Annotated in this window: 20 protein-coding genes; 14 read left to right on the top strand and 6 right to left on the bottom strand. The window is 67.3% G+C overall.

Annotated features, from left to right (window positions below):
- Positions 1–150 precede the first annotated feature (150 nt).
- On the bottom strand, positions 151–642 hold the full coding sequence (locus QSK36_RS18295; RefSeq protein WP_285783269.1) for a hypothetical protein: 492 nt from the start codon (positions 640–642) through the stop codon (positions 151–153).
- A 28-nt stretch (positions 643–670) separates the two neighbouring features.
- Positions 671–1,312, bottom strand: coding sequence for a biliverdin-producing heme oxygenase (locus QSK36_RS18290; protein ID WP_285783268.1), 642 nt, complete (start codon positions 1,310–1,312; stop codon positions 671–673).
- Positions 1,313–1,723: 411 nt separating this feature from the next.
- Here QSK36_RS18290 and QSK36_RS18285 point away from each other — a divergent pair, with 411 nt between their 5' ends.
- Together QSK36_RS18285 and QSK36_RS18280 are read left to right on the top strand one after the other, a co-directional pair.
- On the top strand, positions 1,724–2,899 hold the full coding sequence (locus QSK36_RS18285) for a DUF6545 domain-containing protein (RefSeq protein ID WP_285783267.1): 1,176 nt from the start codon (positions 1,724–1,726) through the stop codon (positions 2,897–2,899).
- A 543-nt stretch (positions 2,900–3,442) separates the two neighbouring features.
- A complete protein-coding gene (locus tag QSK36_RS18280) occupies positions 3,443–4,543 on the top strand; it encodes a cytochrome P450 (protein ID WP_285783266.1) in 1,101 nt (366 codons plus the stop codon).
- An 82-nt stretch (positions 4,544–4,625) separates the two neighbouring features.
- Here QSK36_RS18280 and QSK36_RS18275 read toward each other — a convergent pair whose 3' ends face one another.
- Entirely contained in the window at positions 4,626–5,393 is a 768-nt protein-coding gene (locus QSK36_RS18275; protein ID WP_285783265.1) for a GNAT family N-acetyltransferase, read from the bottom strand.
- A 373-nt stretch (positions 5,394–5,766) separates the two neighbouring features.
- On the opposite strand from QSK36_RS18275, the gene QSK36_RS18270 reads away from it, so the two are divergent.
- Together QSK36_RS18270 and QSK36_RS18265 are read left to right on the top strand one after the other, a co-directional pair.
- The gene (locus QSK36_RS18270) at positions 5,767–6,675 is read left to right on the top strand and encodes a hypothetical protein (protein WP_285783264.1); all 909 of its coding nucleotides are present in this window, start codon (positions 5,767–5,769) and stop codon (positions 6,673–6,675) included.
- Between the two features lie 121 nt (positions 6,676–6,796).
- Entirely contained in the window at positions 6,797–7,459 is a 663-nt protein-coding gene (locus QSK36_RS18265; protein ID WP_285783263.1) for a DUF3800 domain-containing protein, read from the top strand.
- A gap of 206 nt (positions 7,460–7,665) precedes the next feature.
- Here the strand turns inward: QSK36_RS18265 and QSK36_RS18260 are convergent, their stop codons facing one another.
- Positions 7,666–8,370: an HNH endonuclease family protein gene (locus tag QSK36_RS18260; RefSeq protein WP_285783262.1), complete on the bottom strand. Its 705-nt coding sequence runs from the start codon at positions 8,368–8,370 to the stop codon at positions 7,666–7,668.
- Positions 8,371–8,602: 232 nt separating this feature from the next.
- Here QSK36_RS18260 and QSK36_RS18255 point away from each other — a divergent pair, with 232 nt between their 5' ends.
- The 3 genes from QSK36_RS18255 (at position 8,603) to QSK36_RS18245 (ending at position 10,006) form a co-directional block, all read left to right on the top strand.
- The gene (locus tag QSK36_RS18255; protein ID WP_285783261.1) at positions 8,603–8,884 is read left to right on the top strand and encodes a hypothetical protein; all 282 of its coding nucleotides are present in this window, start codon (positions 8,603–8,605) and stop codon (positions 8,882–8,884) included.
- 232 nt (positions 8,885–9,116) lie between these two features.
- A complete protein-coding gene (locus QSK36_RS18250) occupies positions 9,117–9,482 on the top strand; it encodes a PadR family transcriptional regulator (RefSeq protein WP_285783260.1) in 366 nt (121 codons plus the stop codon).
- The gene (locus tag QSK36_RS18245) at positions 9,479–10,006 is read left to right on the top strand and encodes a hypothetical protein (RefSeq protein ID WP_285783259.1); all 528 of its coding nucleotides are present in this window, start codon (positions 9,479–9,481) and stop codon (positions 10,004–10,006) included. Before QSK36_RS18250 ends, QSK36_RS18245 begins: the two co-directional genes overlap by 4 nt.
- A gap of 72 nt (positions 10,007–10,078) precedes the next feature.
- Here the strand turns inward: QSK36_RS18245 and QSK36_RS18240 are convergent, their stop codons facing one another.
- Entirely contained in the window at positions 10,079–10,927 is an 849-nt protein-coding gene (locus QSK36_RS18240; RefSeq protein ID WP_285783258.1) for an RNase H family protein, read from the bottom strand.
- 93 nt (positions 10,928–11,020) lie between these two features.
- Here QSK36_RS18240 and QSK36_RS18235 point away from each other — a divergent pair, with 93 nt between their 5' ends.
- Entirely contained in the window at positions 11,021–11,722 is a 702-nt protein-coding gene (locus QSK36_RS18235) for a hypothetical protein (protein ID WP_285783257.1), read from the top strand.
- Between the two features lie 847 nt (positions 11,723–12,569).
- Here the strand turns inward: QSK36_RS18235 and QSK36_RS18230 are convergent.
- Entirely contained in the window at positions 12,570–13,565 is a 996-nt protein-coding gene (locus tag QSK36_RS18230; protein WP_285783256.1) for a lytic transglycosylase domain-containing protein, read from the bottom strand.
- Positions 13,566–13,652: 87 nt separating this feature from the next.
- Between QSK36_RS18230 and QSK36_RS18225 the strand changes: the two genes are divergently transcribed.
- Genes QSK36_RS18225 through QSK36_RS18200 form a run of 6 tightly spaced genes read left to right on the top strand, consistent with a single transcriptional unit; the run spans position 13,653 to position 19,743 of the window.
- A complete protein-coding gene (locus QSK36_RS18225; protein ID WP_285783255.1) occupies positions 13,653–14,108 on the top strand; it encodes a hypothetical protein in 456 nt (151 codons plus the stop codon).
- A complete protein-coding gene (locus QSK36_RS18220; protein WP_285783254.1) occupies positions 14,098–14,475 on the top strand; it encodes a hypothetical protein in 378 nt (125 codons plus the stop codon). Before QSK36_RS18225 ends, QSK36_RS18220 begins: the two co-directional genes overlap by 11 nt.
- A 12-nt stretch (positions 14,476–14,487) precedes the next feature.
- Positions 14,488–15,264 (top strand): hypothetical protein, encoded by a 777-nt coding sequence (locus QSK36_RS18215; RefSeq protein WP_285783253.1) that lies wholly within the window; start codon positions 14,488–14,490, stop codon positions 15,262–15,264.
- 2 nt (positions 15,265–15,266) lie between these two features.
- Positions 15,267–16,829, top strand: a complete 1,563-nt coding sequence (locus QSK36_RS18210) for a hypothetical protein (RefSeq protein ID WP_285783252.1) — start codon at positions 15,267–15,269, stop codon at positions 16,827–16,829.
- Between the two features lie 9 nt (positions 16,830–16,838).
- Positions 16,839–18,278: an SCO6880 family protein gene (locus QSK36_RS18205; RefSeq protein WP_352240480.1), complete on the top strand. Its 1,440-nt coding sequence runs from the start codon at positions 16,839–16,841 to the stop codon at positions 18,276–18,278.
- Positions 18,271–19,743, top strand: coding sequence for a putative type IV secretion/conjugal transfer ATPase (locus QSK36_RS18200; RefSeq protein ID WP_285783250.1), 1,473 nt, complete (start codon positions 18,271–18,273; stop codon positions 19,741–19,743). The genes QSK36_RS18205 and QSK36_RS18200 overlap by 8 nt, the downstream gene beginning before the upstream one ends.
- The last annotated feature ends 40 nt before the right edge of the window (positions 19,744–19,783 follow it).

Genomic DNA, 19,783 nt, shown 5'->3' with positions numbered 1-19,783 from the left:
GGCTGATGGGCAGCTTGCGCCGCCGTCGGCGCCGCCTGGCCGTCACGCCCACGACCCCCGACGAGGTGGCGACGGTTGCTGGACGGACTGATCGGCGCGAGGGAGATTGCAACACTGGATAGGCGACCATGAACGCTCCGGTCAACCAGGTTAGGGTTCCGGCGGCGTCCTACCTCGCAGCACCCAGATGTACGGCTGCACTCCAGCGGCGCACACCTCGCCCTCCAAGTCGTTGGCGCTGTAGGTGACGCCCCACCACATGCCCTTCTCGTCGAGCTTGTCCGCGAACTTGCGGATATCCAGCGGGTAGTCCACACCAGAGTCCATCGCCTGCTTTCTCTCCCGTACCTGGAGCCGGCGCATGTCCTCTGCCGACATCAGCGGCTCGTACCAGCAGGGGCGCTGCTTTCGATCGCCGTTGCTCCTGCCGCCGACACCGTTGCCGGACAGGGCTGTGGAGGAATTGCCCAAGTTCAGGCCGGTCGTACGGCTGGTGTGAACGACCTGCCCCCGCGGCCCTATGTCCGAGCCGGCCACCGCGGAGGCAGGGGGAGCGGCAAGCACGCCTCCCACCAGGAGCACCGCCATCAGGATCCTGGGCCTGCGCCACTTTCGCTCCAGCCGGTCGGGGGACCGGGTCATGGTGGACGTGCGGTTTGCGACTGTCGTTTCAGGCAACCTGCTTGACCTCTTCTCGTATCGGCGACTGGACGTTGCCGGAGGCCCAGGTCTCCGCCCAGCTCACGAATGCGTGCATGGTGCGCGCGGCGGCGGATGCTGCCGCGGCTCGCTGCTGCGCCGTAGGCAGGGCCCGCTCCGTCATCGCCCCAAAGTCGCGCCACGACGTTCGTACGGGAGTGGCGAAGAAGCGGACCGGCGCCTCAGGCAGCCGATCGCGCACCCAGCGATGCATCTTCTGCGCGCCGAGGGTGCTGCCCAGCAGGACCATTGCGAGGCCGACCGCTTCAGCAAGTGTGTTGATCTCGGGCAGACGGCACCGGGGAAGCGCGGCCTGCTGCGCAGAGCTCACTCCCAGATCGAGGAGGTCCTGGTGCAGCCCGTCCAGCCGCGTCAGGGTGCGGGGGTCCCACTGCGTGGGGGACCAGTCGAAGCGCAGCAGCAGGGTCTCGGCGGAGTCCTGCCAGCCGAAGTACGCGGCGAGGGTCTGGCAGTAGTCGTCGGCGTCCTTGACAGCGTGCAGCCGCTCCATGTGCCTCGTCGCATCGGTGTGGGCATCGGCGACGGCGAGCCACATTTGCCGTACAGCGGGAGGGGCGTTGACCAGTCGTGATTCTGCGGTGGAGACAGGCATCCGCTCATCCGTTCCAGGCGCCTGCGGTAGCTCGCAGGCAACGCGTTCAAATTCGTCAAGAGGGTTGGAGAGTAAAGATGCTAGCCAAAATCTGTCAAGTCCGATTGTCAAGGCGCGCGTCTCCTAGACGGAAGCGCCACCTCTAGCAGGTCAAACAGAACAGGGTTGGGGTTCGCGCGCCTTGAGGCAGCAGTATGGCTGTCGGTCAGTGTCGAGAGGCGACATGGAAAGGGGGCGAGCCGCAATGCCCACCATCGGCGTCAAGCGGGGGACGCAAGTTGCTCCTCGGCGAACCTCTGCAGGTGGCGTGTCTCAGCTTGCCCTTGCATCCATAGGCTAGGGGCTTATGCCAGGATTTCCCGCCATATATGGTTGATCGCACGCCATTCATGACGCGCAGCGGGAGACTCAATGTTCAATCTCATGGTCGCCGGCTGTCTCGCGACCATGTGGCTCGTGGCCTTGATACGCCTGCCTGGCATCAGGGAATCCAGCAGGCATCTGTACATCTTCATCGCCCTGGTTTCCGGCTGCGTGGTCGTCAGCGTCGAGCAGCCTGCGGTGACGGCGTGGATGATCGAACATGTACATCGGTCTGCGCCCTTTGCCATCGACATGGCCGGCTCCATCGCAGCTATGACAGGGTGCCTGTGCTGGTGCCTGACCCAGCACGGTAGTGACCCGCCGAGATGGCGTCGCGACGTGCAGCGGATTTGGGCACGAGCCACCGTCGTGGTGGCTCTGTTGCTGATTGTCGCGCTGGCGTTCCAGCTCGAAGCGAGGTCAAGTTACGCGGCCATGGGCGCCGGCCATGCCTCGATTCCGCAACTGCTGTGTCTGGCAGGCTATGAGGGCTACCTGGTGTACGCGCTTGGGTCTCAGTTGCTTCGATTTCGTGCCCTGGCGCAGGTCAGCACTTCTCAGCTAGTGAAGACGAGCCTGTATATCCTCTGCTTCTCCTCAGTAGGCTCCGCGGCTCGGTCGATCTACACCATGCTCTACCTGGTTCCACAGGTGCTAGACCTTCCGCAACCTGGCATTCCTTGGTCGGCCTCCTTCAGCTCCACGGTGAACGTGCCCTTTCACGCAATCGGGTTCATCGCGTTGACCATTCCTGCGCTGTCGGTGCCGCTGGAGTACCTGCAGACGCGCCGGTATCTGCGGGCGATCACCCCTCTATGGAAGGAGCTCCGTGGTGCCTACCCCGAGATCGTGCGCATGAGCGAACGCCTGCCGGTACGGATCCGGTTGGTCGCCCAGGTAACGGAGTTGTTCGACGCGCTTTCATTGATGTTCGCTAGCCCAGGCGTCACCAGAGCGCTCCTGGATGCGCGTCAGGCAGCACGCCAGGCCGGTGTGCCCGAATCCCGCGTCGAAGTGGTCGCGCATGCGGCGTCGATCGCCTACGCCCTCCAGCATCGCGCCCACACGGGGGAAGCGCGGCCGGCATCGTGGTCCTACCAGGACCCGCGGGAGGACCTTCCCAGCGCGATCGCCTGGTTGGCCGACGTCGCCACCGAGTTCTGCAGCAACGCCTTCGTCTCACGGTTCGCAGCAACGACTGCGCCCCCGGCTCTGACTGACTAGCAGTGGCATTGGGCACTGCGCGGTAGACACCCAGTTGCCTTCGGCTGCAGGAGGCCCCGGAACTGCTGGGTGAGTCGCGGCGGGGGGAGAGAAGGCTAACGCTCCCTGGTTCAGTGATCACCCGCCATATATGGTTACTTCGCACCATACATGGCGTACAACGGAGGCTTCGATGAGGTGGTCGCCGGAAGCCCGTCCAGCCGTGCGGCTTGAAGCTGCAGGCCACACTCTGCCGCCGGAAAGTCGAAGAGTGATGTGTTGGCGATCTGTCGCAGCACGCTCTACGGCGAGCAGCTTGTGTGGCGGTGGTCTACGCGACTCGTCCCCGCGCCGTTCCCCACGGCGGCGTTCGCCATCGTCCTGACCCGGTGCCCTATCTCATCAGTCCGATCACCCGGCGGAATGAGCCGGGTTGCCAGGCAGGGAGACAGCGTGACCGTTGAACCCAGTACCAGGTGTCCGTGGGCCGATTTCCCTCCAGGGAAGCATGGCACCCCGCCAGCAGACTTACACCGCCGGCACGCGAGCGCGCCGTTGGAGGAGGTGACGCTGCCGAGCGGTGACAAAGTGATGATGCTCGTCCGGTACGACGATGTCATCGCCGCACTCACCTCGCCGGCGAGCAGCCGCCGGCTAGCCCGGCCGGGCCTCCCGCGCATGGTGCAGGGCCCAGGCATCGACGACGTGCCGGGCGTCATCATCAACCTTGACCCGCCGGAGCACACTCGCTACCGCCGGATCATGAGCAGCGTCTTCTCTCGTTCCCGAGTCGAACGCTGGCGCGCGAGCGCCGCGGGCATCGCCAATGAGCTTGTCGACGGCTTCACCGGTGAATTCGATGTGGTCGCCGACTACGCGCTACGGCTGTCCTCGCGCGTCATCTGCCACATAATGGGCGTCCCGCAGGAGCGCCAGGACCAGTTCCATGACTGGACTGATGCCTTCCTGTCGACGTCAGAGGCGTCCGCCGAGGCGCGGCAGGCGAGCTACGGTGCCTTCCTCGGCTATATCGCCGAACTGATCAACTCGCATCGGTCCAACCAGGGGGACGACCTGATCGATCTGTTGATTCAAGCGCGTGACCAGGAGGACCGCCTCACCGAGATCGAACTGGTCAACACCGTCTTCATGCTCTTGGCCGCAGGGCACGAGACGCTTACCACGATGATCTCCCGTGGTGTGTACCGGCTGCTGCTGGCTCACGAGCAGTGGGACGCCCTCGCGGCGGACCCGGACCTGGTCAAACCGGCCGTAGAGGAAATCCTTCGCTTCGACGGTCCGGGCAGCTACGGCCTATTGCGCTTGGCGACCGACGACATCGTGGTCCAGTCCGGTGTCATTTCCGCAGGGCGCGTCGTGCTGCCTAACCCGTACGCGGCCGATCACGATCCGAGCGTCTTCCCGGATCCGGGCCGGTTCGACATCCGTCGCTTCACCACGGCGGGGGCGAGTCCGCACCTCGCGTTCGGGCATGGGCCGCACTACTGCCTGGGCGCGAACCTTGCCCGGATGGAATTGCAGGAGGGCCTGCGCGCCCTGGTGAAACGCCTGCCGAACCTGCGGCCGGTGACCGCGTTGCACGAGGTGGAGTGGACCGCCGACGGTAATCATCGTCCCATCCGGCTGCCTGTGATCCCGGGCTGACAGAAGTGGCACCGCCTCCTGCCTCGTCGGCCCGTTGGTCTTCCTGGGGCGTCAGGATCCGGGCGGAGGCGGTGCCTCGCAGTCACAGCCTGTCGCGGATGAACATTCGCTCGTCGGGGCCCGGATGGATCTCGGAATGCACCCCGAAGATCACCCAAAGGTCGAGCGGCTCACCGGGTTGCAGGACCTGGAACCCTGCACGGCGGTAGAAGACGTCCAAGCCGGGCGTCGGCGGCATCTGTCCGTAGACGAGCATGTAGCCGCAGTGGAAGTACACCTGCGTGCAGCGTTTGAGCATGGTCTCTCCCACGCCGTGACGCCGTTCACTTTCCTGCACGGCGACCGCCTTTACCTTGCTCAGGCCGACGGCGCCGAGCATCAGGATCTGCTGCTGCTCCTTGGCCGAGACGGTGTCCTTGCCCTGCCTCCCGCGCAGATGGATGTTGACCACATTGGACGGCGGGTAGGCGACCAGCGTGCCGACGACGCCGCGGTCGCGGTGTTCCGCGACCAGTACCAGCGAGGCGTTCAGGTATGCCTGCCTCGCATCCTGGGTTGCGAACTGCTCGGCTGTATGCCTGACAAATGCCTCCGAGCCGCCGCGCAGCCCTGCGCGCAGTGCCGCGCCGCTGACACCGCTGCTGACTGCCTCGGCGAGCGCATCTTCGAGCTTCACGCCGGCGAGGGGCACCAGTTCAGCGATCGCGCTGATATCGGGGGCCGCGGCCTGCCGTACGCGGATGTGAGGTCCAACCGCCCATCCGTCGACGAGGTCGCGCTCGAAGTTTCTGGCAGCGATAGGAGCCTTTTCTCTGGCCGCACGTAACCGTTTGCCCTTGCCCACGGTCATCCTTCCGTCGTAGCGAGAGAGGCAGTCCACGCCCGCCCGGCCAATCGAGCGCGAGGTCAACCGGACGTGCCGGTGGCTTGGCGAACGAGCTGGCATTGGTCTCATGTTGAGCCACCCGCCGTCGTCCTGCCACACCTGCGGAGCTCGATACTCCTGAACTCAGGGGCCCGCCGGGACCAGTGGGGGACAGGCGGCGGCCCGACCCCTCCTTGTGAGTCAGCGGAAGCCGATCGTCTGCCGCAGGCAGCGCGCGAAAGCCGTCCTCGTCATGAGGTCCGGCCTGACAAGGCACGAAACAGGCAAGCATCATCGCGGCACGTAGTACGAAGTCGTGGTCTTTCGTCCTACCAGTCAAACCTCTACTCTGATCACCATGACCTCATACGTTGATCCGAGATTCCGTCCCACGCTCTGGCCGGGAGTCGTCATCCCCCTGCCGCTGCTGCAACCGCGGCCGGATGTCGAGGTCGACGGGGACTGGATCGTCTGGCCCATCGGTGGAGGCAGGCACGGCGAACCGGCTGAGCTGCCGGCCGACTTCTACCTGCGCGAGCTGGCGGAGCTTCCGGTCGATGATCTGGAGGCCGCCGCGGCGGTCATGCGCGCGCATGGCCCGTTGTTCGAGCTGAATCTTCGAGACCTTGATCTGAGGTCCTTCGACCGGGACGAGGTCGAGCGGCTGCATGGCCTCTTCCGCTGGGACCCGAACATGGGGAAGGTGTTCGGCTATCACCGGGACGTGGTGAACCTGCACCTGGAACTGGCGCAGGACGCGATCGGGACCTGGCTCGCCTGTCAGCGGCCCGGCGGGCTGGAAGCCCTCGTAGAGCCGGAGATCACCGAGGACCGACTCGCGGGGCTCCAGAAGAAGAACCACGGCTGGCCCGCCTCCCTTGACGAGCTGCAAAAGAGCCTGATCGACGTCCGCATTCAGGACCTGGAGGCCGTCATCAGCGGCGCCCTCAGCAGATTCAGCGTGGGCATCGGCGACCTGTCCGAACGCACGCCCACCGTCTACTCGGTGGCGTTCCTGCAGCTCTACAACCACCTGGTCGAGAACGCGCAGGTCCGCCAGTGCGCGAACGAACGCTGCCGCCGGCCGTTCGTCCGGCAGCGCGGCCGGGCGGAGTACGGGCAGTACCGGACGCAGGGCGTGAAGTATTGCTCTCGGGACTGCGCTCGCGCCCAGGCGCAGCGTGAGCTGCGTCGGCGGCGGAATGGTGAGCAGTCCGGCAGTTCACCGCAAGCCGTGCCGCATGCCGCTGAGTCACCCGAAGCGTGAGCTTCTCTCCCGAATGTCAGAGCGGTTGTCCACAGAGCGTCGTTCGCCGCCGAGATTTCAAGCATCGGCTGTGGTACGGCTAGATCACAGCAGGTAAACCTCCCTACGAGTAAGGCAGCCCATGTCCGAGGTCTTCATGTACGCCGACGAGACCGGCAACCTCGACTACAACATCGCCGGCGGCGGCTCGAAGTACTTCGGCATCGGGACGGCGACGTTCGAGGGCGACCACCACCTCGCGCTGTGGGAAGGGCACCGGCTCCGGCTCGCCCACTCGCGGGCCGGCCTGGCCTTCCCGAGGGGCTACCACGCGAAGAACGACAACCACCGGACCCGGACCGAGGTGTACGACGTCATCAAGGCCCAGGCCCCGCGGTTCGACACCACGTTCCTCGCGAAGGAGAACGCCTACGACTCGGTGCGGAACAAGGGGGACCTGTACCTGTACCGGATGGCGTGGTTCTTGCACTTCAAGGAGATCGCCAAGCAGGTCACCGTGCAGGGAGACACCCTCTACGTCGTGGTGGCGACGCTGGGCACCTCGGCCCGCAAGCGGGCATTCGAGGCCGCCATCAGGGAGGTATGCGAGGACCACGCGCCGTCACGCCGCGACGTGGTGGTCTGCCACTGGGACTCCTGCACGAGCTGGGGCCTGCAGGTGGCCGACTACGGGCTGTGGGCGGTCCAGCGGAAGCTGGAGCGCGGCGACGACAGCTTCATGGAGGCCGTGCAGCCGACACTGCGGACGTTCTTCACACCGTGGGGCACGGCGCAGAAAAAGTAGTGACCAGCTATCCCCGGGGGGAAGAGGTCCCCTGGACCTCTTATCACTGGCCACCGTTAGTACATTCCATCAGGCGGCGCCGGTCAAGCTTCATGCGGGTCGGCGCGGCGTTCTCGTTGCGAATTCCCTCGAGTCTCTTCGCGAAGCGCTGCCCAGCTCATGGTGCAGGAGGGCGTGGCCGGCGTCCGTGACGGGCGGCGGCGAGATTACGAGGCGTCGGCCAGGTCGGGCAGCGGGCTGTTTGGACAGTCCTGCGCGGTGGTCGTCAAGGCGGTCTTCTCCGCAGCGTCGACGGTCAGGCCCCAGTTGATCTTGACGGCGGTCCACTCCGCGATGTACCTGCACCAGGCACTCTCGGACGGGGGCAGCCACTCGGCCGGGTCCTTGTCGGCCTTGGAGCGGTTGGCGCGGGCGGTCACCGCCACCAGGTGGTACGGCTGGTCGAGGTCGTTGGCGTACGCCTCGCGCTGCGCCGGCGTCCAGGCGTAGGCGCCAGAGTCCCACGCTTCGGCGAGCGGCACGAGGTGGTCGACGTCCAGGCTGGAGGCTTGGTCGACGGTGGTGTCGTCGTAGTAGGAGTACCACTGCCCTCCGGTGAGGGTGCAGCCTGGCCCGACCTGTGGAGGTGTGACGGCCTCGGCGATGAGGACTTCGGCCCGGGTGCTGCATCCGTCGTGGTCGGCGTCGATCCAGTGCTTGAACGAGCTGCGCTTGTAGCCGGTGCGGTCTTCGCCGGACAGGGGCAGGGAGGCGATCGCGTCCCACAGCAGGGGCCCGGATCGATGATGTCGGTCCGGCGCGGACGCTGAGGTACGGGCGACGGGGGCTGCGGCCATCGCCGGGCTGAAGGCGGCGCCCAGGGTGAGGGTCAGCGTCGCGATGGCGGCCAGGAGTGCACGCCTGGTGCTCATGGGGCTCCGATCGAGGATGGCGGTCAGGGTCACCGATCGATACGGAGAGTAGTTATGCGCAACTCTGAGTGAGAACTATCAGTCCGGTGACACTCCGGAGCAGACCGAGGCAGGCGGAGGCGTCGCAGCACGCCGGATCCTTGTTGGGGTCACAGGGCCGGCATGTCGTGAACCCATGAGAACGCGAGGCCGTCTCCTCTGAGCCAACATCCCCAGCCCCAAGGGAGAGCACGTGCTCCGTCGTTTCCTGGCCGCGAGCGCGCTTGCCGCGTCCGCTCTCGTCGCCCCCGCCGCGCTGGCCATACCGGCCGACGCGTCCGTCCCTTCTGCTGCCACGTCGGCCGCGGCGAGCTGCTACAAGCGGGTGGGCAACCACTGGGCCTGCATCACCCCGGGCGCCTACTGTCCGGCCGTGGCCCACGGGAAGTACGGGTATGCCAAGGTCACGAACAAGCGCTACAGGTGCAGCTACTACAGCAGCGACGGTCGCTGGCACTGGAAGCGCGCCTACTGACCGGCAACGCAGTGGACGGCCCCCGCGCCGGTGTGGCGCTGGGGCCGGACCCGGGTGGACGGCCTCCAGGGCGGCGTGGCGTCTGGGGGCCGGTCGGCTGAGGTACATCGCGGGGATCGGCCGGGTCGCGACGAGCGCGACGTGACGATCATGGCGCGAGGGCGTGGCCGGAGTCGGTGTCTCCGTGGCGGAGGCCGCGCACTCCTTAATGTACCTAGGTACGATAACGGGTATGGCAGGAATCGAACGGGTCACCGCGCCGACGCTGGACGTCCTGGAAGAGCTCCTGCGGGCTCACCAGGAAGGCGAGAAGCTCCACGGCTGGGTGATCATGAAGCGGACCAAGCGCGCCGGACCTACCGTCTATCGGGCCCTCGACCGGCTCGAAGACGCCGGCTGGATCAGCGGCGAGTGGGAGGAGTCCCCGGACGACCCCGCCCGGCCACGCCGCCGCTTGTACGAGCTCACCGGAATCGGCGTCCCAGCCGCCCGCGCGCTGCTCGCCGAACGACGGCCTACGGCGCTCAAGCCCAGGCCGGCCCTCGGATTCCTCAGGCTCGACTGGATGCACGCGCTGTTCGCTGGCGGTGGCCGATGAGTACGACCGAGACCATCATCGGCATCGCTGCCGGCCTCGCGGTCACCGAGCTCACCGACATCTCGCCATGGGCCGCACGGAAGATCGTCACCTGGTCGGCGCACCTGAAGTACGGGAAGTCGCCGCGCGCCGCCATCCGCGCCGAAGAACTGTGCGCGCTCGTGGACAGCAGACCCGGGAAGCTCTTCAAGCTCGTGACGGCGCTCACCTTCGCCGTGGGCGCGACCGGCGCTCACGCCTATCGAACCGCCTTGACATGGCGACTGTCTTTCGAGATCAGGACCATGTCGCGTTCCCAGATCTCTGCGGAAATCGAACTGTCATCGGACACAGAGGAGCGCCTGAGTATCGTCGTCGCAAGCAACCTCATTAGTGTCGGCGTGGACCTTGACCAGGCTGAATCTGTGGGGTGGCTGATGCAGCCGGCCTCCGACCTGGTCCAGCACATGGGAAGGGCCAACCGGAGGAGGCAGGACGATTCGGGTACAACGCTCTCTCCGCTCTGGGGCCCGCCACCTAGGTGACTCCGCAAGGCTCTCCTATACCCGACAGAATCGAAAGTCTGTTCGGTAAAATGAAGTTGAGGCGAGGTGCTCTTACGAAGCCGCCGCAGAGTGCCAGTCCCGGAGGAACGCCGTCACGAGGTCGGCCGCGCGTGGCCGGGCGTCCTCGGCGCGTCGGGCGGCAATGCCGGCCAGCGCGTCGGCGGCCTCGTTCAATGGGTGGGCGCGATGACCTTGGACATGCTCCACACGCAGACGAGGTAGTTGGCTCACGATCCGCGCGAGCCTTACCAGAGTGGGTTCCGTGGCCTGCGTGCGGGGGCGCAGGCTGTACCCCGGCGGCATGTGATCCACGTCGCCGCGCTGCCATCGTTGCAAATAGCTGAGGCCGTGGGTGCTGTCGGTCAGCAGCAGCAGGCCGTTGGCGTCCTCGCCGATTTGGCACAGCAGGAGATCGACGGCGCGCAACTCGGCGACCGCGACGCGGGAGGGGCCGCTTGGGTCGGTAAGGCCTCGGCGTGGCATGGTGACCCAGCTGCGCATTCCCCACCGGCCGTCGCTGACGACGTAGCCCATGCCTCCGGTCCCGTTTCGTTTCATTGCGGCATCGGTCGCGGCTACGAGCGGGCCACGACCGACGAATCCAGGGACCTGATCGTGCATGCGACTGGTGATGCCCGCCCTCGGCGCGGCGTTGCGGCCGCAGTCGTGCGGTGCTCTGTCCGCGGCTTCGGCGGCGTCTAGCATCGCCGCGGCCGCCGACAGGTCGCCTGCGTAGGCGGCGTCAAACGCGAGCGTCAGCTTTTCCCGGGCCTCGATACATCGCGGGCATGTCCCATGGCGTTTGTAATACGGCTGGAGACGCTCTGCGCGGATTTTGAGCTCTTCGGGGAGGAGTTCAAGCGAGCTTTTCCAGAGTTCATCGCTCGGGAGGGTAGGCATGCCGGGAAGGTACCGGATGGACCGCTGAATGGGGAGGATCAAGATAAAATTGCGGGAGGGGGCAACGAAGCTCGCCCCCACTTGGAGGTCGCTGTGACCACTTCGTCCATCCCCCCGGATGTCGTCCGTGAGGCTGCATTGATGGGCGTGCGAGACTTGCGCGTGCTGCCTGCAGCGAACGAGAGGCACAGCGAGGGCCTGGATCCCGATGTGCGAGTTCTGACCGGAGTCACCAGTGATGGCGTCCAGCAGTTGATCGAGGTGCGCCGCGATGATTTCGGCTCCCTCTCACTCCTCTTATACGACCTCAACGGCTTCAAGTGCGACGACGACGGAGGCGCCGGACTCAGTTCGTTGCGGAGCTCCCTCGCAGGCACTGCAGCCATGGGGATGGCGTCGGAACTTGATGTCGCAGCGCTGACCGAGCTATGCCTGGCTGCACTGCCCCTCTATCGGGCCCAGGCGGAAGCCGCAGTGTGGCTGGAGGACGAAAAGGAGCGGGAGAGGGAGATCGTCGCCACCGTCGACGATCTCATCGACGCTGAGATGGAGGCTCTCCGCCACCGGCTCATGGTTCTTTCGCACATCCGCGCACTTCACATTGAGCAGGTGGTGAACACAGCTGCCTCTGATGAGCGGGTGGGTGCGCAGAAGCGCGCAGCGGAGATTTTGCAGATGTCTCCGTCCACTCTGTCACGGCTGTTGAGCGAGGATCGCGCTCGCCGCTCAAAGTGGATGCGGAATAGCGAGCCGGCAGCGGACGGTGGTGGCTCCGCGGGACATAAAGATAGCTAGGAACGTGCGGTTCCCTGTGAGCCTGCTGAACCGCAGCGGGGTCAGGAAACTGGTGGCGGCGGTGCATCGGTAGGGCCAGCCATATCGGGCGGGCCTGCGGGGTCGCTAACGGATACCGGCGGGGGTGGCGCATCGGTTGGCCCAGTTGTGGGCGCAGGTGATCGGGACGGTCGCGGCGCTCGCGTGCGCTGAGGGCGCGGCGTGGCAGAGCTCCGCGTCTTGCGGGGTGTGGGTGCCGCCGTTGGGTGATGCGTCAGTGCTTTGGGCCGAGGGCTAGGTGAATAGCTCATGTCGGTGTCAGGGGGCGGCGGTGCAGCCGAGTCGAGGATGGGCAGCTGCTGCGAGGGGGTGACCGTCGGCACAGGCTGGGTGAGTGGCGGGGGCGTGGTATCTCCGTTGGACCATAACGACCAGGCGGCGAGCAGAGAAGCGAGTGCACCGCTGGCTGCTCCTGCTCGTACCGCGATACGGAGTGTCCTGCGTGTGCGGCGGCTGCGGTGGTGCCTCGTCAGTTCCGCCCAGCTGTCGGCTTCCTCCTCTTCGTCGTCGTTCTGCTCAACGTCGTCGAGGCCGGAGTCGTCATCGTCTGCCCAGAAGTCCCGCGCGCTGGGCTCAGCGCCGGCCATGAAGCGTAGCGGCGGCTCGTCCGGTTCCTCGGATGCGGCCGCCTGGGCGTTCGCAGTCCGCTTCTGACTGTCGGGATCGTTCGAGCTGGCAGGCACAAAAGGGTACGTGGGTTCCGTAGGTGCGGCGGTGAGGTGCTCCAGCGCGGCCCTTCCCGTGAGGGGCGGCTGAGCATTGTGGTCGGTAGGCATCAGGAGGTGTGCATCCTTCCGGCTGTCGGAGTTCACAGCACCGAGATGTGGACGTGGTCGTAGTGGTTGTCGGTGATGGAACCGCGGTCGTTCATGAGCCGCCAGCCTTCGTTCGCCCGGGATGGGTTCCAAATGTGCTGCTTCCAGATCACGTAGTAGATGCCGAGTTGGCGTGCGTGGCCTTGGGCCCAGGCGGCGATCGCGTCTCCTAGGGCTTGCTGGCTGGCAGATGGCAGACGACCACCCTGGGGCACCACCATGAAGTCGCAGGCGCGGCCGCGTGGGTGCTCACCACCGCCCCGTATCGCACCGTCGGCTCGGTAGCAGCCGATGGCGTACGAGAGGTGGAACTGCGCCCGGATGAGGTCGCGGACGGTCCTCATGCGAGGGGTGATGCGTTCGGCTCCGCTGGGCTGCTCGGGGTTGAGAGTGCCCGAGGTGCTGTCTCCGTCGACGGGTTGCGTCTGGGCGAGGTACTGCGCCGCAGCGCTCAGGACATTGTCGACGTAGGCCCAGGAGTGGTTGTAGGCGTAGACGGCGCGGCGGATGTCGTCGACGCCTGCGGCGCATAGGTACTTGGCGGCGGCGAAGATGGCGTCGGCCGGGTTGTAGACGTCGCCCCAGCCGTCTCCGTCGCCGTCGGTGGCGTAGCCATGCGCACCGGAGCTGGTCCGGATTTTCGGCTGGCCGCCCCATGTGCTGATCAGGAACTGCATGGGCCCGGCCGCTCCGGCGAAGTTCGTGCCGCTGTGGACGCCGGGCAGGTTCGACCGGCCGTGGTTGGTCTCGATCTTTCCGATCCCCGCGAGGACGTGCCAGCCGAGGCCTGAGCATGTCCGCGCGGCGGCGACGTACAGCCGCAGGTAGTCGTCAGGAATGCCCGTCACCCGTGCCGGCTCGCTGGTGAGGCTGGTGCTGCTTCCTGAGGAGGTTCCGGGGGCGAGTGCCGCCAGGGCCATGACGAGCGCCAGCGGCATGAACAGGCACACCGTGCCGAGCACCAGGCCCACGAGGACGTATTTGCGCATTCTCAGCCGAGGTCACCAATCGACCAAAATTAGTCAAGAGTGGTAAAACTCTAAGTCAAGATGCGAGTGTGGTGAAAGGGTCAGCTGATGCAGGCAGTTGCCAGCTCATCGTCGTGGACGTTGATCGGCGCGCACGGCGGAGCCGGGACGACCACGGTGGTCGAGTTGCTGAACTTCCGCCGGTCTGTGGCCATCGCCGCCGAGTTCGATGGGACGTGGCCGCAGGGGCGGCGCCTGGCCGTTGTCGCTCGCTCCACCGCGGCCGGTGCGGCCCACGCGGCCGAAACGCTCGCCTCCTGGCCCACGCCGTTGGATCAGCCGGTGCTGCTTGTGGTGGCCGACGCCCCGTTCCCGCCGGCCGCGCTGGCCCGCCACCGGATCAGGGCGATTAGCCGCGGCGTACCGGTGGTGTTCGTGCCGTACCTGTGGGCCCTGCGCAACCTCGACACCCCCGCCGCTTTGCGCATGCCGCAGGCGAGCCGCACCGCTCGCCGGCTGCAACGCCGGTTGCTGCTCAGCGAAAGGCAAACCGTTGATCATTAGCCATCTGATCGAGGTCCTGCCGTCGGCGGTGACGCCGCCGTCCGGCCAGCACCTACTCGCGCATGCGCTTCATCTGGCCTACGCCCCCAATCCCGGCGGAGGAAGTTTCGACTTCTCCGACGTCGGCCCTTCAGCACCGCCGGGGGTCAAGCAGTTCGGAGAGCGCATGTTCGGCGCACTCAAGTACGTCGGGCTGATCTTCGGCGTGCTGTCCTTCGGATTCGCAGGCATCAAAATCATGGCAGGGCGGGGGCAGCGGCATCACCTGGCCGCCGACGGTGTCAGCCACCTGGTGTACGCGGCCGCCGGCATCGGCGTGCTGCTGAGCGCCGCCAGCCTCGTGGCCTTCGTCGCCAACGGATTTTAGGCGCGCCCATCGATGCCCTCGACCACCGATCTGGACCAGCTCGCCCGACGGCGGCTGCGGCAGGCCTTGACCGCCGCGGGCGTGGTCATCGTCGTCCTTGTCCTGGCCTTGGCCGCACTTCTCAACCGTCAGCGGCAGACCCCACCGTCGACAGTTCAGGCCATCGCAACGGTCTCGCCCGCACCACCCGCAGGCGCGACCACGCCGGCTGATTCCCGTGACGGCTACGTCGTGCCGGCCCGGTGGACCACGCTGCCGAACGCCGCTCACTACCTGCGGCAGACGTACCCGATCAACTTCCCTCACACTGCGGCCGGTGCCGCCGCCGCGGCCACCGCCATGTACCAGCACGTACTGGCGATCGACATGGGCCAGGCCATGCCCGCCGTCGACGTCTACGTCGCCTCCGTCGACCGGACAGCCGTCAAACGGGAGGCCGCCGACAACAGCGTCTGGCTGCGCGGCCAAATGGGATTGCCGCCCAGCGGGCAGCTGCCGCCGGAGGCCGGCGTCGTCGCTCAACCGGTCGGGGTGCGGTGGCAGGTGACCGGCCCCGACGACGTGTACGTAAGCGTCGACATGAGCTTGGACATGCTTCCTGGCGGCGGCGCCAATGTGATCACCATGTCGGTGGCCATGACCGTGCACATGCAGTGGCGGGCTGACATCCGCGGGGGCGACTGGGTGGCGCGACGTACCCCGGCCCGGCAGATGCCACAACCGAAGGCGGCCGATCTCGGCAGCGGCGACTTCAACGCCCAGGGCTGGATGGCACTCCGAGGGGGCTGATTGTGCACAACCTGCTCATGTTCACGAGGGTGCGCCGAGCCGGACTCGGAGCCGCATCGTTCCTGGCGGTGATGCATGCGCACCCGGCCAGCGCCGCACCCAACCCCGCCTGCCTTACCAGTCCGGTGATCGCCCTCGCCTGCTCCTCCCAGACCGCCGCCAAGAAGGGCCTCGGCGACCTTGCCGCCAACACCGTCAACGCCACGTTCGTGCAGCCACTGGCCGACCTGATCGCCGACGCAGCCCAATCGCTGCTGAACGCGTTCCTGAAGAGCTGGCTCGACATGAGCAGCATGGATCTGCAGCAGCAGGGCGCGCTGAAGTTGTACGGAATCACGCTGTCCATCGGCTGGCTGATCGGCGCCTGCCTACTGATGTGGCAGGCGATCCGCACCATGGTCTCCGGGCGAGGAACACCGCTTCTGGAAGCCGTCACGGGCCTTCTCATCACCGCGTTGGTCGCCGCCGTGGGAGTCACCGTCACCGGAATGCTGATGACCGGCGCCGATGAGGTGTCCCGCTGGATCCTCGGCGACCTCGCGAGCAACGGAGTGATGAGTAAGGAACTGCGGGCGATGCTGGCACGCGCCCCCGGCGCCGAGCCGGTCGCGCCGTGGCTGACCATCCAGATCTGCGTACTGCTGATCCTGGTCCTGATCATCCAGCTGCTGGTGCTGTTCCTGCGTAACGCGGCCCTGCCGATTCTCGCGATTTTGCTGCCGATCGCCGCAGCCGGACAGATCGGCGGCGCATCCACACGCCAGTGGCTCCCTCGGATGGTCACCGCGGTGATCGCTGTCGTCGTCTACAAACCGATGGTGTCGCTGATCATCGTGGCGGCCGTCGCGCAATGGCGGGACAGCACCGCGATCTCCGGCCTGCTGTACGGATTGCTGATGTTCGCGCTGTCGGTGATCGCCATGCCCGCCTTGATGAAGGTGTTCGCGCCGATCGGTGTCGCGGTCACCGGCGGCGGAGGCTCAGGTAGCGCACTCTTGCTCGCCGGCAACCTGCTCAGCCGGTCCGGCGGTGGCTCTGCAGCCAGCGCTGCTACCGCAGGCAGGGGCGCGCCGGGCGGGGACGCAGCCCCGGTCACCGCAGCCCAGCACGCACAACGCATGGACGCCCTCGCAGGTAGTACGCCCTCAGCGGGTAAGTCCACCAGCCCGCCCTCGAGCCCGGGGACAAACGTACCTTCGCCGGCCGCCCAGTCTGAGCCCACGGCCAACCCAGCACCTGCCAGCGGCACTGCCCACGGCGGGCCTGCCGCGCCCTCCACGGTGACCTCTACGCCCTCCACGACGACCCGCGCACCCACCACCGCTGGAACCGCGCCCACCAGCTCGGCGACCGCCGCTGGAACTGCAGGCGCCGCGGTGCCCATTGCAGGGGCTGTCGCCGTCGGCGCCCAGGCCGTTCAGCACGGCGTCGCTGTCACCGCTGGACAGGTCGGCGCGGCCGGGGACGCCACGACGGAAGGGAGCCCTACGACCACCTCGCACCCGCTTGAGCGCGGCAGCAGCTCTGGAGGCGATGGCCAGCTCACCATTGACGACCGGACCTAGGGATAGCCGATGAGTAGCCTGTCCGAACCCCGCACCTACGGAGGCTGGCGCCGCTCACGCAGCGTCGGTATCGGGTCCTGGGACACTCGTCAGACCATCATCGTGATGTCCTCCGTGATGATCCCCCTGCTGTGCGGGATGATCACCGGCATCGCCGTGGCGGTGTACCTGACACCTGTGACCCTCATCGTGGTGGTCGTCACCGTCGGACGCCGCGGCGGGGTCGTGCTGCTGGATCTCCTGCGCGCGTGGGCCGGATGGCGGTGGGCGGACTGGCGCACCCACACCCTGTACCTGGGGCAGGTCGCCACGCCGGTTAGCCGGCCGTGGGCGCTGCCCGGCGTGCTCGCCGCCACCAAGCTGTTGGATGTGTCCGATCCCGGCCGCGGCAGGACCGGCGTGGTGTGGAATCAGCGCAGTGGACAGATGTCGGTCACGCTGTTGCTGTCCCCCGCCGGGGCGCTGCTCGCCGACACCGAGGTGGTCAACCGCCAGGTCGCCGCGTGGGGAGCGTTGCTCGCCGGACTCGCCGATGACCCCCTGATCCGGCACGCGGCCGTCACGATCGAGCTCGTGCCCGAGTCCGGCATGCAGTTGGTCGACCATGTGACCGCGCGGCTGGACCCGACCGCACCCGCGATGGCGCGCGACGTCATGACCGATCTGGTTACCCTCGCCCCCCGCGCTGCTGCCCAAGTCCGCGCCCGGCTGACGATCACCTGCGACCCGGCTGTCGGCGCCACCAGCCCGCGCGATGTGCCCGCCGCGGTGGCCGAGGTTCTCCGCGCCCTGAACGGGCTGTCGGTCTCGGCCGCCGGCGCCGAGGTCATCAGACGTGCCAGCGCGACCGACCTCATCAGGATCGTCCGCACCGCCTACGACCCAGATGCCGAGTCCGCGACCCAGGGGTGGGACGATCTGCGCTGGCAGGACGCCGCCCCGGTTCGCGCGCGCGACTACTACGACCACTACCGGCACGAGGGCGCCTGCTCCATGTCATGGGCGCTGCTGGAAGCTCCCCGGCAGCGTGTCGCCCACGATGTGCTGCTGCACCTGCTCAGCCCAGGCCGCTACCGGCGCAGAGTCACCCTGATGTATCGCACGCTGCCCAGGGATGTGGCCAGCAAAGTCTTGGAAAGCGAGGTGAACGCGGCGGCCACCCGCGAAGAGGTGCGCAGGCGGACTCGGCGCGACCCGAACGCCCGCGAACGTGCCGACGCCGACCGCGCCGCTCGCGCCGCCATGGAGGAAGCCTACGGAGCCGGCCTGGTGCAGTGGAGCCTGTACGTCACCACGACGGTGCCGGACCACGACCAGCTCGCCGAAGCGCGCCGCGAGGTCGAGCAGGCGGCAGGTCACGCCCGGCTGAAGCTGCGCCTGTCCTACGGTGGCCAAGCCACCGGGTTCACCGTCGGTCTGTGCTGCGGGGTGTACCCGGGCGATGCCTGACTCCCGCCGTCGTCGCGCCGCCGCCCGCGCAGATGGTCTCACTCTGGACCGAGATCGGATAGCGCCGCGCCGCGGATGGACCCGCGGCCGCGCCGCCTACATCGACCCGGGCGTCACCTATCTCGGCACCAGCGTCCAGGTCGCCGGCCTATACCCCTGGGTCCAAGCCGGTGGCCTGCCCTCCCAGGGCATCCCCATCGGCCCCGACCTCATCACGCACGAGATGGTGTGCCTGGACCCGCCGGGCTGGGTCGGGACGCTGACCACCAATCCCAGCTGCTGGCTGCAAGGCCAGCCCGGAGCCGGCAAGTCCGCGCTAGCCAAGCGACTGTGCCTCGGCCTGGTCGGCTACGGCTACCAGATGATCTGCCCAGGCGACGTCAAGGCGGAGTACGTGGATCTCGTGGCCGCCCTCGGCGGGCAGGTGGTCCGCATCGGCCGCGGCCTCGACTCGATCAACCCTCTCGACTCCGGCCCGCTCGGGCGCCGCCTGGCAGCGCTCCCCCATCCAGAGGCCGAACGGGTCCAGGCGGAAATCAACGGCCGCCGCACCGAACTGCTGCACGCCTTGCTCGCCACCGCCGCCGGGCTCGGCCGTCGGCCCACCGCGGAAGAGAGCTCCGCGCTCAACAGCGCCGTACGGCTCGCCGCCACGGCGGCCGCACCAGGCGACCCCGTCATCCCCGACGTCATACGGGTGCTTCGCGACAGCCCGGATGAGATCAGACAACGATTGATCACCCGTGATGACACCGAGTACGTCGCCGCGGTCCGCTCAGTCATCGCAGCGCTGGAGAACCTCTGCGACGGACCGCTGTCCGGACTGTTCGACCGGCCCACATCCACTCCCCTCGATCTGGAACGACCCGCACTGGCGATCGACCTGTCGGCGCTGCTGTCCGCCGGCGACCACGTCGTCGCCGCCGGACTGCTGGCCACCTGGGCCTACAGCTACGCCAGCGTCGACACCGCTCGCGCATTTGGGCTGCTGCCCCGTCCAGTCGTGCTGCCGCTGGATGAGCTGTGGCGAGCGCTGCGCGCGGGTCCTGGCATGGTCAACGCGATGGACGCCATCACCAGGCTCAACAGGTCCAGGGGCGAGGTGAGCTTGATGATCACTCATAGTCTGCAGGACCTCGAGGCCCTGCCGACTGAAGAGGACCGGGCAAAAGCCCGGGGGCTGATGGAGCGCTGCGACATCACCATCCTGGCCGCGATGCCTGTCAGCGAACTCCACCGAGTCAGCGCCCAGCGCCCGCTCACCGGCGCCGAGGTCGACCTGGTCACGTCGTGGGCCGCGCCCACCACCACAGGGGTGGACGGCACGGCGCAGGTGCACCCGGGCCGCGGCAAGTACCTGATCAAGATTGGCGGCCGACTGGGAGTGCCAGTACGGCTGCAGCTGACTGAAACAGAACGCAGGCTCTACGACACCGACCGGGCGATGCGCGCGAGTCGGCGCTGACCTGGCCTCTTCGGCCCAGGACCACTCCGTCCTGGCCGGC

The organism is Microbispora sp. NBRC 16548, from assembly GCF_030268985.1.
Taxonomy (GTDB): domain Bacteria; phylum Actinomycetota; class Actinomycetes; order Streptosporangiales; family Streptosporangiaceae; genus Microbispora; species Microbispora catharanthi.
The sequence above is the reverse complement of the archived record's forward strand: the minus strand, read 5'-3'. Positions and strand labels throughout refer to the sequence as shown.